Below are 13,682 nucleotides of genomic sequence, written 5' to 3'. Positions count from 1 at the left end.
GCGCCGGGACGCCGGACCGTGCGGGGCTCGACACGGATGAGATGGCCCACCTCGTACGCGAGGTGCGCGCGCTGACGCGCGGCGAGCGGCCCTGGTGCGCGGGCGCCGTCGTGCTCGCCGGACGCGGCCCGGTGATCGCCGTCCATGAGGCGGTGGGCCGTGCGGTGCGCTATGCCGCGTACGACCCGGAGAAGGACGCGGGCGTCGAACTGCCGCCCGCGGAACAGGTGTTGACCCGCACGGGGACTCCCTTCGACCTGGCCTCGCTCACCAAATTGTTCACCACGGTCGCCGCGATGCAGCAGCTTGAGCGCGGCACGCTCGGCATCGACGCGCTGGTCTCCGCGTACGTCCCCGAGTTCACGGCGGCCGCCGAGCACGGCATCACGGTGCGCCAGCTGCTCACGCACACCTCGGGTCTGCGCCCCGAACTCCCGCTGTACGACTGCCCGGACGGCGCCGCTCGTCTCGCCGCCCTGCGTGCGGAGGCCCCGTCGAGCCTGCCGGGCGACTATGTCTACTCCGACCTGAACATGCTGCTCCTCCAGCACGTCCTGGAGCGCCTCACGCGCCGCCCGCTCGACGCCCTCATCCGTGAGGGCATCACGCGGCCGCTGGGCATGGCGGCCACCGGCTTCGGGCCGCGTCCCGACGCCGCCGCCACCGAGGACCAGCGCGGGCCCTGGGCGAAGGCCGACCGGGGGATGCTGCGGGGCGAGGTGCACGACGAGAACGCCTGGGCGCTCGGCGGCGTCGCGGGCCACGCCGGGCTCTTCTCCACCGCGCGCGACCTCGCGGTGTTCTGCCGTGCGCTGCTCTGCGGCGGCTCGTACGGTACGGCGCGCATCCTCGGCCCGGATTTCGTGGAGCTGATGCTGACGCCGCCGGGGCTCGGCTTCGGCCTTGACCAGGCGTGGTTCATGGGGGAGCTCGCGGGGCGCGGTGCGGCGGGGCATACGGGGTTCACGGGGACGTCCTTGGTCATCGACCCGGCCACGGACACGTTCCTGATCCTTCTGGCGAACACGGTCCACCCGCGGCGGGGGCGCGCCGACAGCGGGCCCCGGGCCCGGGCGGCTACACGGCTGGCCCGCGCGGCGCGCTGAGGCTTTGCTGAGGGGGGAATTTACCTGCGGGCCGGTGGGGGCTTGTCGCGCAGTTCCCCGCGCCCCTTGCGGGGCCCGGTCCCGCGCCCCTTACGGGGCGCTCCTCGGCGCACCCTAGAATCACCGGGTGAACGCCCCGACCTCCCCCGTCTCTCCGGCCGAGACCCTGCGCACCGCCCTCGCCGGGCTTCTCGACGGGCTTCCGGCCAAGCAGGCCGCGCAAGCTGTTGACCGGCTGATCGCCAACTACCGGGGGCGTACCCCGACCGACGCCCCGATTCTGCGTGACCGTGCCGATGTCGCCGCGTACGCCGCTTACCGCATGCCCGCGACCTTCGAGGCGGTGCGTGCCGCGCTCGGCGCCCTCGCGGACGCGGCGCCCGCAGGGTGGGCGCCCGGCAGTCATGTGGACGTCGGCGGTGGGACCGGCGCCGCGACCTGGGCGGTGAGCGCGACCTGGGAGGGCGAGCGGCCCGTCACGGTTCTCGACTGGGCCGAGCCCGCCCTCGCCCTGGGCCGTGAACTGGCCGCGGCGAACCCGTGGTTGAAGGCCGCGCAGTGGCAGCGCTCTCGTATCGGATCGGCGCTCAGCATCGAGAGCACCGATCTCGTCACGGTGTCGTACGTCCTCAAGGAGCTGACGGAGGACGACCGCCGGTCCCTGGTGGACGTGGCGGCGGCAGCCGCACAGCAGGCCGTCGTCATCGTCGAACCCGGCACCCCCGACGGCTACGCCCGCGTCATCGAGGCCCGCGACCGGCTGATCGCCGCCGGCTTCCGCGTCGCCGCGCCCTGTCCGCACAGCGCCGCCTGCCCGATCGTGCCCGGCGACGACTGGTGCCACTTCTCCGCCCGCGTCAGCCGCTCCTCCCTGCACCGGAAGGTCAAGGGCGGCTCCCTGGCGTACGAGGACGAGAAGTTCAGTTACGTGGCCGCGGTCCGCTTCGACGCCGGCCCCGCGCCCAAGCGTGTCGTACGCAAGCCGCAGATCCGCAAGGGCCAGGTCCTGCTCGACCTGTGCGCGGCGGACGAGACACTGCACCGCGAGACCGTGACCAAGCGCCACGGTCCGCTGTACCGCGCGGCCCGCGACGCGGAGTGGGGCGACGCCTGGCCGCCCCATGACGGCGACGCGCTAGACGCGTAGCTCCTGCGTGCAGCACTTCACGCTGCCGCCGCCCTTGAGCAGCTCGCCCAGATCCATGCCGACGGGTTCGTAGCCACGCTCCCGCAGCGGCGCGAAGAGGCCCACCGCGGCCTGCGGGAGCAGCACGTGCAGACCGTCCGACACCGCGTTGAGCCCAAGGGCCACCGCGTCCGGCTCCTCGGCGATCAGCGCGTCGGGGAAGAGCCGCCGCAGGACCGCCTGACTGCCCGGCGAGAACGCGGGCGGGTAGTACATGACGTCGTCCGTCGCGTCGTCGAGCACCGCGAGCGCCGTGTCCAGGTGGTAGTAGCGGGGATCGACGAGATCGAGCCCGAGCACCGGGCGGCCGAAGAACTCCTGCGCCTCCCCGTGCGACAGGGGGCTGGCCCGGAAGCCGCGCCCGGCAAGGACGTACGAGGACGTGACGGCGAAGTCGCCCTCGCCCTCGTTGATGTGCGTGGGTTCGTGGAGGTCAGTGAAGCCGTGCTCCCGGAACCACTCCAGGTGGGCGACGGCTTCGGCACCGCGCTCCGGATAGGCGAACCGCGCGCCGAGCACACGGCCCCCGATGACGGTCGCGCCGTTCGCGGCGAAGACCATGTCCGGCAGGCCCGGACGCGGCGTGAGCTCCTCGACGGTGTGGCCGAGCGAGCGGTAGCGGTCGCGCAGATCCTCCCATTGGGCGATGGCCAGGGGGACGTCGACCGGTTTCGAGGGATCCATCCAGGGGTTGATGGAGTACGTGACCTTGAAGTGTGCCGGTGAGCACATCAGATAGCGCCGGGGTGTGGCGCGACGAGGAAAACGACTCAACGAGGGCTCCTCACGTACCGCGGAGGTCAGTTACTGCCCAGAATGGGGCAGTTGCTGCCCATGGTGCGGTCTGAGGAGCCCTCGCGCTGTGATCTGAACGGGTGGTTCAGCGAGTGGTCCACTCGGGGAGGTGGATGGTCAAGACGCCGTCCACCTCCCCGTCTCCTGCCCCGTTTCACGACTGGCCGCGCGCCGAGCGGCCTTCCTGCAGCTTGCGCAGCAGCTCGCGCTTCTGCGCCTGCGGGCTGAGCCCGCCGCCGACCTGGCCGCCGCGGCCCCCGCCGCGCAGCGCCTTGCGGGAGAGGTTGGTGCGCGTACCGCCCACGCCCAGCATGTTTCCTGCTCCACCTCGCGACATGTGCGTACCTCCGGTTGATGACTTTGTGATGGCTTTCGACGAGCTTCCGCGAGACGTACCGTCTCGCTTCTTCGGTTACTTTGAACGAGACGGTTCGTCTTGTCAAGCGTTTACGAGACGGTACGTCTCGGCTCGTCCGCTGCTACATTCGACGGCATGGCCACGAAATCCGCCCCTGACTCCAAGCGCCGCAGCGAACGCTCGCGCCGCGCGATCTATGACGCCGCCCTCGACCTGGTCTCCGAGGTCGGGTACGGCAAGCTCACGATCGAGGCGATCGCCGCCCGCGCGGGCGTGGGCAAGCAGACGATCTACCGCTGGTGGCCGTCGAAGGGCGCCGTCCTGCTCGACGCCTTCCTGGACCTCGGCGAGCAGGCCCACCAGGAGGCGAGCGACAACGCGGGCGGCGACCTGCCCCCGACCGAGATCCCGGACTCCGGAGACCTGGAGGCGGACCTCAAACTCGTCATGAGGGCCACCATCGACGAGTTCAACAACCCCAAGTACGACGCCCCTTGGCGGGCGCTCGCCGCCGAGGGCATCCTCAACACGGAGCTCGGCGCCGAGTACGTGGAGAAGCTCCTTGAGCCCGGACTCCGGATGTACGTGAGGCGCATCGAGATCGCCCAGGAAGCCGGCCAGGTCGCGCCCCACGTGGACCCCCGCATCGCCCTGGAACTGTGGACGGGTCCGCTCGCCCAGCGCTGGATGCAGCGGACAGGACCGCTCACGCACGAGTACGCCGACAAGCTCGTCGAGTACGCCCTCTACGGCATCGCGCCGCGCTGACCCCGCCAGAAGGTCTTCGCTCCCTTCACCGGCGTCCGCGCGAGCAGCCCCGGCGTGTCCGTGATCACTCCGTTGCAGCCGAGCCGCAGTGCACGGTCGCGCTGGCGCGGTGTGGTCACCGTGTGCGCCCACACCCGGGGGACCCCGGAGCCGACCGCGCGCAGGAGATCCACGTCCCGCGCCTTGTGATCCACGTCCAGGACGTCCACGAACCCCGCCCACCGCTCGGGCCGGTCCGTGCGCATCTGCGCCTTGGAGCGCCACAGCTGCGCGAGCAGGCCCATCCGGTGGGCGCGCGCGGCGACGCGGGGCTCGTTGGAGTTCACGAACACCGAGCGCGTCAGGCCGCGGGAGCGGATCAGCGAGCCGAGCCTGCGCAGGCTGCGCGGATCCTTCGCCTCCAGCATCAGCACGATCCGCCCGCCGAAGCGGTCCAGGACCTCGGCGACCGTCGGCGGCCGCTCGGAGCGCCAGTTGCCGGGCAGGCCGGGGCCCGGCCGCAGCCTCACCTTCCGCCACTCGCGCAGGGTCAGCGAGCGCACCGGGCCCTTCGACGTCGTCGTACGGTCCAGGGTCGCGTCGTGCATGGCCACGAGGGTGCCGTCGCGCAGTATCCGCGTATCGACGTCGATGACCTGGGACGTGCCGCGTTTGTACGCCGCCACCAGGCCGGACATGCTGTTCTCCGGTACTTCCAGGGCACCCCCGCGGTGCGCGGTGTAGGTGATGCGGGGGAGGGCCTCCACCGTCAGAGGGCCGCCGCGGCCCCATTCGATCGGGGCGAGCGGTCCCGTGGGCGCCGCGAGGGTCAGTGTGGTGAGGCTCATGAGCCCCGAGAGTCCCGTGAGCACAGTCCTGGTGACCATGGCGAATACGGTAGGGGGGTAAATCCCCTGTTAGTACGCAATGACGCGCGATGTCACCCTGCGCCTTGCATCACCCCAGCTACCCCGGATGTGGGCTCTGGCCCCCCGAGGAGCAGGATGGTGCGACCATGGGAGATGCTTCTCGGCACACATGCGAGGTGAGGGGATTGATGGGCGCGGAGTTCGGCCGCCGGTCCGGCGGACAGAGCAGGATTTCCCAGTGGCTTCGCCGGCGTCCCCGACCGGAGGACACGGCAGGTGAAGAGGCGAGCCGCGAGGCCCTGCTCGTCGCCGCGGCGGCAGCGGGTCTGCCGCTCTCACCGGCGGCGCACCCCTCCGCGTACCGATGTTCCTGTGACCGCATCGGCTGTCCCACCCCCGCCAGGCACCCCATCTCCTTCGCCTGGCAGACGCAGTCCACCACCGACCGCGGGCAGATCGAGCGCTGGGCAAGGCATCAGCCGCAGGCCAACTTCATCACCGCGACCGGCATGGTCCACGACGTCCTTGACGTGCCGCTTGCCGCCGGGCGCGAGGCACTCGCCAGGCTGCTCGCCGACGGCATCGACGTGGGCCCCGTCGCCGAGTCCGAGGGCATCATGGACGAGGGGCGGATGCTCTTCTTCACGCTCACCCGCGGCACCCCCGAGGACGAGGACGAGTGGTGGCCCTGCGAGCTCGACTGCCACCCCGAGACCACGAACGAACACCCCGGCCTGCGCTGGCACTGCCGCGGCTCGTACGTCCTCGTGCCGCCCGCGCGGCTGCCCGGTGACCTGACCGTCCACTGGATCCGCGGCCCCGAGCACGCGCTCCCGGACCCGCTGACGCTCCTCGAGACGCTCACCGACGAATGCGCTCGCGTCGCGGGCGAGCCCCAGCACGACGTCGCAGCCTGGCCGTTGAGAGGCTGACGCCCTGCCGCGGGGCTACTCGCCCTTCGCGCCCGTCAGCCCCTGGATGCGGCTCAGGAACGTCACCTTGCCCGACCCCGCCGGGTCGAGAACGACCTGGTTGGAGACGCGCTCCAGCATCACCGACTGCCTGACCTCGCCCTTCAGGAGAGGCTTCACCTCGGGCTCGACGGTGAGGTTCACGCCCTTCGCGGCGGTCTGCTTCTCGTAGTGGTGCGTCGAGAAGAAGACCATCGCCCCGCCGTCCTGGGTGCGCAGGCCCACCGGCGCGAACGTCCCCTCGTTCTGCGGCTCGTCGATGTACTGGACGGCGATGCCGCGGCGCTTGGTGTTCTTGTCGCGGAACGACTTCCACGTGGACGTGTGGTCGCCCGGCGCGAACGTGTCGCCGCCCGACTTCAGATACGTCGTGTACTCCTTGCCGAGGTTCTTCGGCGCCACCGCGAGGGACGGGGAGTTCAGCTCGACCGGCTCCGCCCAGCCGTCCTTGTCCTTCTTCAGCTCGGGCATCTTGTCGGGCGACACCAGGTTCAGGTAGGACGCCTCCCACAGCTGGTCCTTGCTGCCCTTGGTGAAGACCAGGACCCAGCGCAGGTCGCCCCGCCGGTTGGACTTCGTGTCGGCCACGAACCACCGGGGCCAGCCGGCCTTCTTCGGGATCGAGAACTTCGCGTCCGTCAGCTCAAGCGGCACATGCTTGGGGTTGCCGCCCGGATTCTGCGCGCCCCGCACCTTCAGGCCCGCCTGGTTGATGGCGCTCAGCGGGCCCGTGACCCTGGCCGCGTCCAGGGCCGGGTCATAGGCCTTCTCGGCCTTGTTGTACGCGGTGAGGAAGTCCCGCAGCGCGCGGTCGGCCTCAGCCTTCGTCGCCGACGGGACGACTTCCCGCTCCCCGTGCACCGTCACGCAGCCGCTCGCCGTCACCGTCAGTACGGTCACCGTCGACGCCACCATCGCGTACCGGACCGGCCGTCGCGACCGGCCGTCCCGCATCGGAGTGCGCTGCCTTGGAAGCCTGCTCATGCGTTGCGTTCACCTTCCCCTTCCCGGGCCCGAACCCTACCGGGGCGAAGAAGAACGCGAGCGTCGGGATCAGGTACAGCAGCCACACCGTGACCTGGACAACCGTCGGATCGGGCTGGAAGTTGAAGATGCCCTTCAGAAGGGTGCCGTACCAGCTGTCCGGCGGGATCGTCGCGCTGATGTCGAACGCCTTGTTCCGCAGCCCGCCGAGGAACTCCGCCTCCTGCAGGTCATGGACGCCGTACGCGAGCACGCCCGCCGCCACGACCACCAGCATGGCGCCGGTCCAGGTGAAGAACTTCGCCAGGTTGATGCGGACCGTGCCCTTGTAGAACAGCCAGCCCAGCGCGATCGCGGTGAGCAGCCCCAGGAGCACGCCGATCAGCGGTCCCGGCGTCCCGTCGTTCGAGGCCCGCACCGACGCCCACACGAACAGCGCGGTCTCCAGGCCCTCCCGGCCCACGGCGAGGAACGCGGTGGCGACCAGGGCGCCCGTGCCCATCTGCAGCGCCGCGTCCAGCCTGCCGTGCAGCTCCGCCTTGAGATGACGGGCCGTACGCCGCATCCAGAAGACCATCCACGTCACGAGCGCCACGGCGACGATCGACAGCGAACCGCCCAGCGCCTCCTGCGCCTTGAACGTCAGCTCCTGAGAACCGAAGGTGAGCACGCAGCCGAAGCCGAGCGCGAGCGCGCACGCGACGCCGATGCCGAGCCAGATGGGTTTGAGGGCATCGCGCCGCTCCGTCTTCACCAGATAGGCGATGAGGATGCAGACGACCAGGCTGGCCTCAAGGCCCTCGCGCAAGCCGATCAGATAGTTACCGAACATGTCTGTCAGATCCCCTCAGCTGAACAGTGCCCGGCCCCACCAGTCGTCCTTGTCGCGGACGCCCGGCGGGATCGCGAAGACCGCGGAACCCACGTGCTGGATGTACTCGTTGAGAACGTCGGCGCGCGCCAGGCTGCGCTGCACCGGAATGAAGCCTGTGCGGACGTCCCGCTGGTAGGCGAGGAAGAAGAGCCCCGCGTCCAGGCGGCCCAGGCCGTCGGTGCCGTCCGTGAAGGAGTAGCCGCGGCGCAGGATCGTCGCACCGTCGTTGGTGTCCGGGTGCGCGAGCCGGACGTGCGAGTCGGGCTTCATCGCCTTCAGGAACGGCTCGTCGTGCTCCTTGGCCTTGCCGACCGGGGCGCCCTCGCCCTTGTCGCGCCCGAAGATGTCCTCCTGCTCACCGAGCGGAGTCCGGTCCCAGGTCTCGACGTTCATACGGATGCGACGCGCGACGAGATACGAACCGCCCGCCATCCAGTCCGGCCCGTCCTTCTCACCCACCCACACATGCTTGGCGAGCGCGGAGTTGTCCTCGCCCGAGATGTTGCGGGTGCCGTCCTTGAACCCGAAGAGGTTACGAGGCGTCTGCGCCCCCGGCGTGGTCGACGAGGTCTTCCCGAAGCCGAGCTGCGACCAGCGCACCGCGACCTTGCCGAAGCCGATGCGGGCGAGGTTGCGGATGGCGTGCACGGCGACCTGCGGGTCGTCCGCGCAAGCCTGCACGCAGAGGCCGCCGCCGCCGCGGGTCTTGTCGAGATTGTCGCCGGGAAACCTGGGCAGATCGACGAGGGCTTCGGGCCGGTCGTCCTTGAGCCCGAACTTCTCGAAGAGGCTGGGCCCGAAGCCGATCGTGAGGGTGAGCCGCGACGGCTTGAGGCCGAGCGCCTCGCCGGTGTCGTCCGGCGGCGCCTCCACGAGCCCGCCGAAGGCACCCTCACCGACCTCGTGCCCCGCGGTCATCCGCGCGGCGGCCTTCGTCCAGTCCTTCAGGAGCTGCACGAACTGCTCGCGGTCGTCCGTCTTCACGTCGAACGCGGCGAAGTGCAGCCGGTCCTGGACGGGCGTCGTGATGCCCGCCTGGTGCTTGCCGAGGAAGGCGACGGCACCGCCCGCCGACGAGGCGGGCACGGCCTCTTCCCCTTCCCCGGACCGGGCCACCGCGACCGCGCCCCCGGTGACGGCGGCGCCGAGCGCGAGCCCGGCACCGCCCCAGCCGAGGAGCGAACGCCGGGAAGGGGAAGCGGAGTTGCCTTTGCCGGAGCCCGCTTCCTCCGGTTCGGTCCCGGAGGTCCCGGAGGTCCCGGAGGTCCCGGTAGCCCCGGCGGTCCCGGCGGTGTCGTGCGTGATCTCAGCCATGGTTGTGGCCCCCTTACCGCTACTTGCCCGCTACTTGCTGCTCACGACAGCTGCGGCCAGCTTCGACAGCGGCTCGGCGAGCGCGTTGACGCCGTCCTGGAGTCCCTTGCGGTCCGCCTTGCCGACCTTGTCGTACGACGTGAACTCGTACGAGTCCTTGCCGCCGCCCTCGCGGTACTTGCCGAGCAGCTTGTCCAGGGCCGCGAACTGCTTGTCGAGCTCCTTGGTGAGCGCCGGGTCGTTCTCCGACGCGACCGACTTCAGCAGGCCGTACGCCTTCTCGGCGCCCTCGACGTTCGCCTTGAAGTCGACGAGGTCGGTGTGCGAGTAGCGCTCCTCCTCGCCGGTGACCTTGCCGGTGGCGACCTCGTCGAGGAGCTCCTTGGCGCCGTTGGCCATCGAGGTCGGGGTGATCTCGGCCTTGCCGACGCGCTTCTGCCAGTCCTTGAGGTCCTTGTCCAGCAGAGTGGCGAGCTCCTTGTCACGCTCACCGAGCTTCTTGTCCTGCCACAGGGAGCGCTCCAGGCGGTGCCAGCCCGTCCAGTCCTTCTCCAGGTCCTGGTCCTCCTCCAGGCCGTCCTCGCGCAGGTCGACCTTCGGGTCGATGTCACCGAAGGACTCGGCGACCGGCTCGGTGCGCTCCCAGCCGATGCGGGAGTTGGCGTACGTCTTCTTGGCGGCCTCGATGTCGCCCTTGCGGACGGCGTCGGTGAAGAGCTTCACCTTGGGGAGCGTCGCGTCGGCCTGCTCCTGCGCGTAGGCGCGGTAGTCGGCGACGGCCTTGTCCAGGCGCGGGTCGCGCTTGACGGCCTTGCCGCCGCTGACGCTGATCTTCTGGCGGATGCCGTCGCCCTTCATGCCGGGCTTGCAGGCGATCTGGTACGAACCGGACTTCACCTCGGCGGTGAGCTTCTGCTTCGTGCCGGGGCCGATGTTCTCGCGCTCGCTGACGATGCGGTCGTCGGGGAAGAGGAGGTAGACCTCGGTGACCTTGGAGCCCTTGTTCTCGATGGCCAGCTCGACGTGCCCCGAGCTGAGCTTCGTCTTCGAGACCTCGCACTTGTCGTCGGTGGCGGTCACCTCGACGGTGTTGCCGCCGCCCTTGGCGTCGCTCTTCTCGGTGCAGCCCGTGACGGCGGTGAGAGCTGCCACTGCGGCTATGGCGGTGGCGGCGGGGAGGCGGGCGGGGCGCATAGGGGCTCCAAGAGGGGTCACGGACGATTCCGGCATGCTGGTGACGATTCCGGCACGCCGGTGAGGCGGACCTAACTTAACCGACCCTTACCTGGTCGATACCCGGCCGTTCCGTGATTCACCTCTCAACGGTCGGGGGGCGGATTCTTTCCCCAACCCCGCCCCTTCCCGAAAACCCGCTCTGGCGCGGGGGCCTTGGTGACCGTCATCACCGGCTCCGCCGAGTTCGTCCTCAAACGCCGGACGGGCTGAAATACCTGCGGACGGGGTGGGTGGGCGGGAAAGATCCGCCGCGAAGCGGCGGTTCAGGCACGGACCGGCGTGACCAGCGGAGCCCCCGTGCGGGGATGCGGAAACACCTCCACCGGTTGCCGGTAGACCTCGCTGAGGAGAGGGCCCGTGAAGACCCCGGCCGGAGCCCCCTCCGCGGCCACACCCCCGCCCCGCAACACCGCCACCCGATCCGCATACGCCGCCGCCAACCCCAGGTCATGCAGCACCACCACCACCGCGTCCCCCGCAGCGGCCCGCTCCCGGCAGATCCGCAGGACCAGCTCCTGGTGGCGGAGGTCGAGCGCCGCGGTCGGCTCGTCGAGCAGCAGAAGCGGCGTCCGCTGAGCCAGCACCCGCGCCAGCGCGACCCGCGCCCGCTCACCCCCGCTCAGCGCCGAGAAGGACCGGGCGGCGAACTCGCCGACCTCCGTCGCGGCCATCGCCTCCCGCACGACACGGTCGTCGTCCTCCTCCAGCGCCGTCCCGGCCCAGGGCGCACGCCCCATCCGTACGACATCCTCGACCGCGAAGGGGAAGGAGAGCGCCGCGGACTGGGGCAACACCGCCCGCCGCAGGGCGAGTTCACGGGCGGGCCACTCCGCGGCAGGGCGCCCGCAGACCCGCACGGCCCCCGCCTCCAACGGAACATCGGCGGCCAGCGCAGCCAGCAACGTCGACTTCCCCGCCCCGTTGGGCCCCACAAGAGCGAGCACCTCACCCGCCCGCGCGGTGAGGGACACCCCCGCAAGCACCTCGCGCCCACCCAGCCGCACCCGCAGCCCCGACGCCTCGGCGAGCACCTCGCCGGGAGAGACGGGACCCGGCAGGACGCGCCCGCCCCCGGAGGAGAACAGCCGCTCCGCAATCCGCCCGATCATGCCCAACCCCCTTGCTTACGACGAGTCCTGCGCAGCAGCCAGAAGAAGAACGGGCTCCCGAAGAGCGCGGTGAGCACCCCCAGCGGCAGCTCCGCGGGAGCCGCCACCGTCCGCGCCGCGAGATCCGCGCCGACAAGCACGACCGCCCCGCCCAGCGCACTGCCCGGCACGAGGAAGCGGTGGCCGGGGCCCGCCGCCATCCGCAGCAGGTGAGGGACGAGCAGGCCGACGAACGTGATGATCCCGGCGACGGCCACGGCGGCGGCGGTCAGCAGCGCCACCACAAGGACAAGCACGAGCCGCAGCCGCTCGACGTCGACCCCGAGGTGCCGCGCGGGCCGCTCGCCGAGCGCGAGCAGGTCCAACTTGCGTGCGTACAGCGGCGCCACGGCAAGACCGGCCACCGCGCATGGCACCACGGCGAGCACCTTCGGCCATGTCGCCCCCGCGAGCGAGCCGAGCTGCCAGAACGTGATCTGGGTGATCTGCGCGTTGTCCGCGAAGAAGATGCAGAGCCCGATCAGCGCCCCCGCGAACGCGTTCACGGCGATCCCGGTGAGGATGAGCGTGACGACCTCCGTACGCCCGCCGTTGCGCGAAAGGACGTACACGAGAAGGACGGTGGCGAGCCCTGCGACGAACGCGCAGACCGTCACGGTCCAGTTCCCGAAGAAGCTGAGACCGAGCGCGATCGACGCCACCGCGCCGACGGCCGCGCCCGCGGAGATCCCGATGACGCCGGGCTCGGCGAGCGGATTGCCGAACACCCCCTGCATGAGCGCCCCCGCGCAGCCGAGCGACCCGCCGACGAGCAGCGCGAGCGTCACGCGCGGCAGCCGCACGTTCCACAGGACGCTCTCGCCGACGCGGTCGAGCGCGCTCCCGCCGAGCCCGATCCGGTGCCGCACGGAACTGAGGACGTCCCCGAGCGGGATGTCGTACGCGCCGACGCCCGCGGAGAGGAGACACAGGAGGACGAGGGCGGCGGTGAGCCCGATGGTCAGGGTGGCGGCCGTGCCCCGCCTGCGTCTCCGGGAGGCCGGCGGCTCTGAGGCGGCTGGTCCGGCGTCCGCCGCCTTGGTCAGGACGGTCACTTCTGAGCGCCCCCGTACAACTGCTCCACCAGGGACTTCAGGACCTGGTCCGTACGCGGCCCGTAGTTCAGGAGCACTCCGTCGTCGATCGAGACGATGCGGCGGTCGAGCCCGGCCGGGGTCTCGGCGACCCCCGGGATCTTGAGAAGACCGTCCACGCCGTCCACGGATTCGAGCCCCTTGGACATGACCAGGATCGCGTCGGGCGCCGCCTTGGCGAGCGCCTCGCTGGTGATCGCCGTGAAGTCCTTCTTCAGCCCCGATGCCTTGCCCGCGTCGACCGCGCCCGCCGCCTCCAGGAGCGAACCGGCGCCGGACTCGCGACCGCCGAGCAGATAGACGGACGCGGAGCCGCGCAGGTAGAGGAAGGCGACACGGGGCTTCTCGGCGCGGGCGGCCGCCGGGAGGGACCCCCGCACCTTCGCGATGCGTTCCCGCGTACGGGACTTGAGCTCGTCGCCCGACTTCTCGACCCCCAGCGTCCTGGCCACCGCGTCGATCCGGGGGCCCACGTCGTCGAGGCCCTTCGCCGGGTCGAACACGACCAGCGGGATGCCCGCGTCACGTATCTGATCGATGGCCTCCGCGGGCCCCGTCGTGGTGTCCGCGAGGACGACCGTCGGCTTCAGGGAGAGGACGCTCTCCGCCGAGACGTCGTGCGCACGTGTCACCACCGGCAGCTTCTTCGCCTGCTCGAAGGTGGCGGTGATGTCGCGGGCCACGACGTTCTTGCCGAGGCCGAGCGTGAAGACGATCTCGTTCAGGCTGCCGGTGAGCGGCATGATCCGGCTGGTGTCCTCGACGGTGACCTTCTTGCCGTCGGCCGATGTGACGGTGGCGGGGAGCGCGGGGGAGGGGCGGGACTTCAGCGGTTCGACCCGGTCGGGCGCTGAGGCTGCTGCCTTCGTCTTCGGCGATGTGTCGCCACCGCCGTCCGACGATGATCCACAGCCCGTGAGGGCCAGGGCGAGGACGGCGGTCCACGCGCCGGCGATACGGAGTGAGCGCGGCCTATGCACCGAAGTCCACCGTCCTGTCG

At 70.9% G+C, this 13,682-nt stretch carries 14 protein-coding genes; 4 read left to right on the top strand and 10 right to left on the bottom strand.

What is annotated here, in order from left to right:
* Window positions 1–41: 41 nt before the first annotated feature.
* Window positions 42–1,106, top strand: a complete 1,065-nt coding sequence (locus tag E5671_RS16545) for a serine hydrolase domain-containing protein (RefSeq protein WP_443032788.1) — start codon at window positions 42–44, stop codon at window positions 1,104–1,106.
* A 127-nt stretch (window positions 1,107–1,233) separates the two neighbouring features.
* On the top strand, window positions 1,234–2,253 hold the full coding sequence (locus E5671_RS16540; RefSeq protein ID WP_160504749.1) for a small ribosomal subunit Rsm22 family protein: 1,020 nt from the start codon (window positions 1,234–1,236) through the stop codon (window positions 2,251–2,253).
* Here E5671_RS16540 and ddaH read toward each other — a convergent pair.
* Both ddaH and E5671_RS16530 read right to left on the bottom strand, forming a co-directional pair.
* A complete protein-coding gene (ddaH, locus tag E5671_RS16535) occupies window positions 2,242–3,066 on the bottom strand; it encodes a dimethylargininase (RefSeq protein WP_336605767.1) in 825 nt (274 codons plus the stop codon). The genes E5671_RS16540 and ddaH overlap by 12 nt on opposite strands.
* 175 nt (window positions 3,067–3,241) lie before the next feature.
* Window positions 3,242–3,424, bottom strand: coding sequence for a DUF6243 family protein (locus tag E5671_RS16530; RefSeq protein WP_160504748.1), 183 nt, complete (start codon window positions 3,422–3,424; stop codon window positions 3,242–3,244).
* A 156-nt stretch (window positions 3,425–3,580) separates the two neighbouring features.
* On the opposite strand from E5671_RS16530, the gene E5671_RS16525 reads away from it, so the two are divergent.
* Window positions 3,581–4,213 carry a TetR/AcrR family transcriptional regulator gene (locus tag E5671_RS16525; RefSeq protein WP_160504747.1) on the top strand — a complete coding sequence of 211 codons (633 nt, stop codon included), beginning with the start codon at window positions 3,581–3,583 and terminating at the stop codon, window positions 4,211–4,213.
* Here the strand turns inward: E5671_RS16525 and E5671_RS16520 are convergent.
* Window positions 4,192–5,079, bottom strand: coding sequence for a glycerophosphodiester phosphodiesterase (locus E5671_RS16520; RefSeq protein WP_160504746.1), 888 nt, complete (start codon window positions 5,077–5,079; stop codon window positions 4,192–4,194). The genes E5671_RS16525 and E5671_RS16520 overlap by 22 nt on opposite strands.
* A gap of 170 nt (window positions 5,080–5,249) precedes the next feature.
* Between E5671_RS16520 and E5671_RS16515 the strand changes: the two genes are divergently transcribed.
* Window positions 5,250–5,993 (top strand): bifunctional DNA primase/polymerase, encoded by a 744-nt coding sequence (locus tag E5671_RS16515; RefSeq protein ID WP_160504745.1) that lies wholly within the window; start codon window positions 5,250–5,252, stop codon window positions 5,991–5,993.
* Between the two features lie 15 nt (window positions 5,994–6,008).
* Here the strand turns inward: E5671_RS16515 and E5671_RS16510 are convergent, their stop codons facing one another.
* From E5671_RS16510 to E5671_RS16480, 7 genes are all read right to left on the bottom strand, one after another.
* Window positions 6,009–6,947 (bottom strand): hypothetical protein, encoded by a 939-nt coding sequence (locus E5671_RS16510; protein WP_160510221.1) that lies wholly within the window; start codon window positions 6,945–6,947, stop codon window positions 6,009–6,011.
* Complete coding sequence (gene efeU / locus E5671_RS16505) at window positions 6,850–7,848, bottom strand: iron uptake transporter permease EfeU (protein ID WP_160504744.1); 999 nt, start codon at window positions 7,846–7,848, stop codon at window positions 6,850–6,852. The genes E5671_RS16510 and efeU overlap by 98 nt, the downstream gene beginning before the upstream one ends.
* 15 nt (window positions 7,849–7,863) lie before the next feature.
* On the bottom strand, window positions 7,864–9,195 hold the full coding sequence (gene efeB / locus E5671_RS16500; RefSeq protein WP_443032787.1) for an iron uptake transporter deferrochelatase/peroxidase subunit: 1,332 nt from the start codon (window positions 9,193–9,195) through the stop codon (window positions 7,864–7,866).
* A gap of 39 nt (window positions 9,196–9,234) precedes the next feature.
* Window positions 9,235–10,398, bottom strand: coding sequence for an iron uptake system protein EfeO (efeO, locus tag E5671_RS16495; RefSeq protein WP_160504742.1), 1,164 nt, complete (start codon window positions 10,396–10,398; stop codon window positions 9,235–9,237).
* A 305-nt stretch (window positions 10,399–10,703) separates the two neighbouring features.
* Window positions 10,704–11,549: a heme ABC transporter ATP-binding protein gene (locus E5671_RS16490; RefSeq protein ID WP_160504741.1), complete on the bottom strand. Its 846-nt coding sequence runs from the start codon at window positions 11,547–11,549 to the stop codon at window positions 10,704–10,706.
* A complete protein-coding gene (locus tag E5671_RS16485) occupies window positions 11,546–12,634 on the bottom strand; it encodes a FecCD family ABC transporter permease (protein WP_202121986.1) in 1,089 nt (362 codons plus the stop codon). Before E5671_RS16485 ends, E5671_RS16490 begins: the two co-directional genes overlap by 4 nt.
* A 5-nt stretch (window positions 12,635–12,639) precedes the next feature.
* On the bottom strand, window positions 12,640–13,662 hold the full coding sequence (locus E5671_RS16480; protein ID WP_160504739.1) for an ABC transporter substrate-binding protein: 1,023 nt from the start codon (window positions 13,660–13,662) through the stop codon (window positions 12,640–12,642).
* Window positions 13,663–13,682: the final 20 nt, after the last annotated feature.

It is taken from the genome of Streptomyces sp. BA2 (assembly GCF_009769735.1).
Taxonomy (GTDB): domain Bacteria; phylum Actinomycetota; class Actinomycetes; order Streptomycetales; family Streptomycetaceae; genus Streptomyces.
Note: the sequence above shows the minus strand (reverse complement) of the source record. Positions and strands in the feature narration are given on the sequence as shown.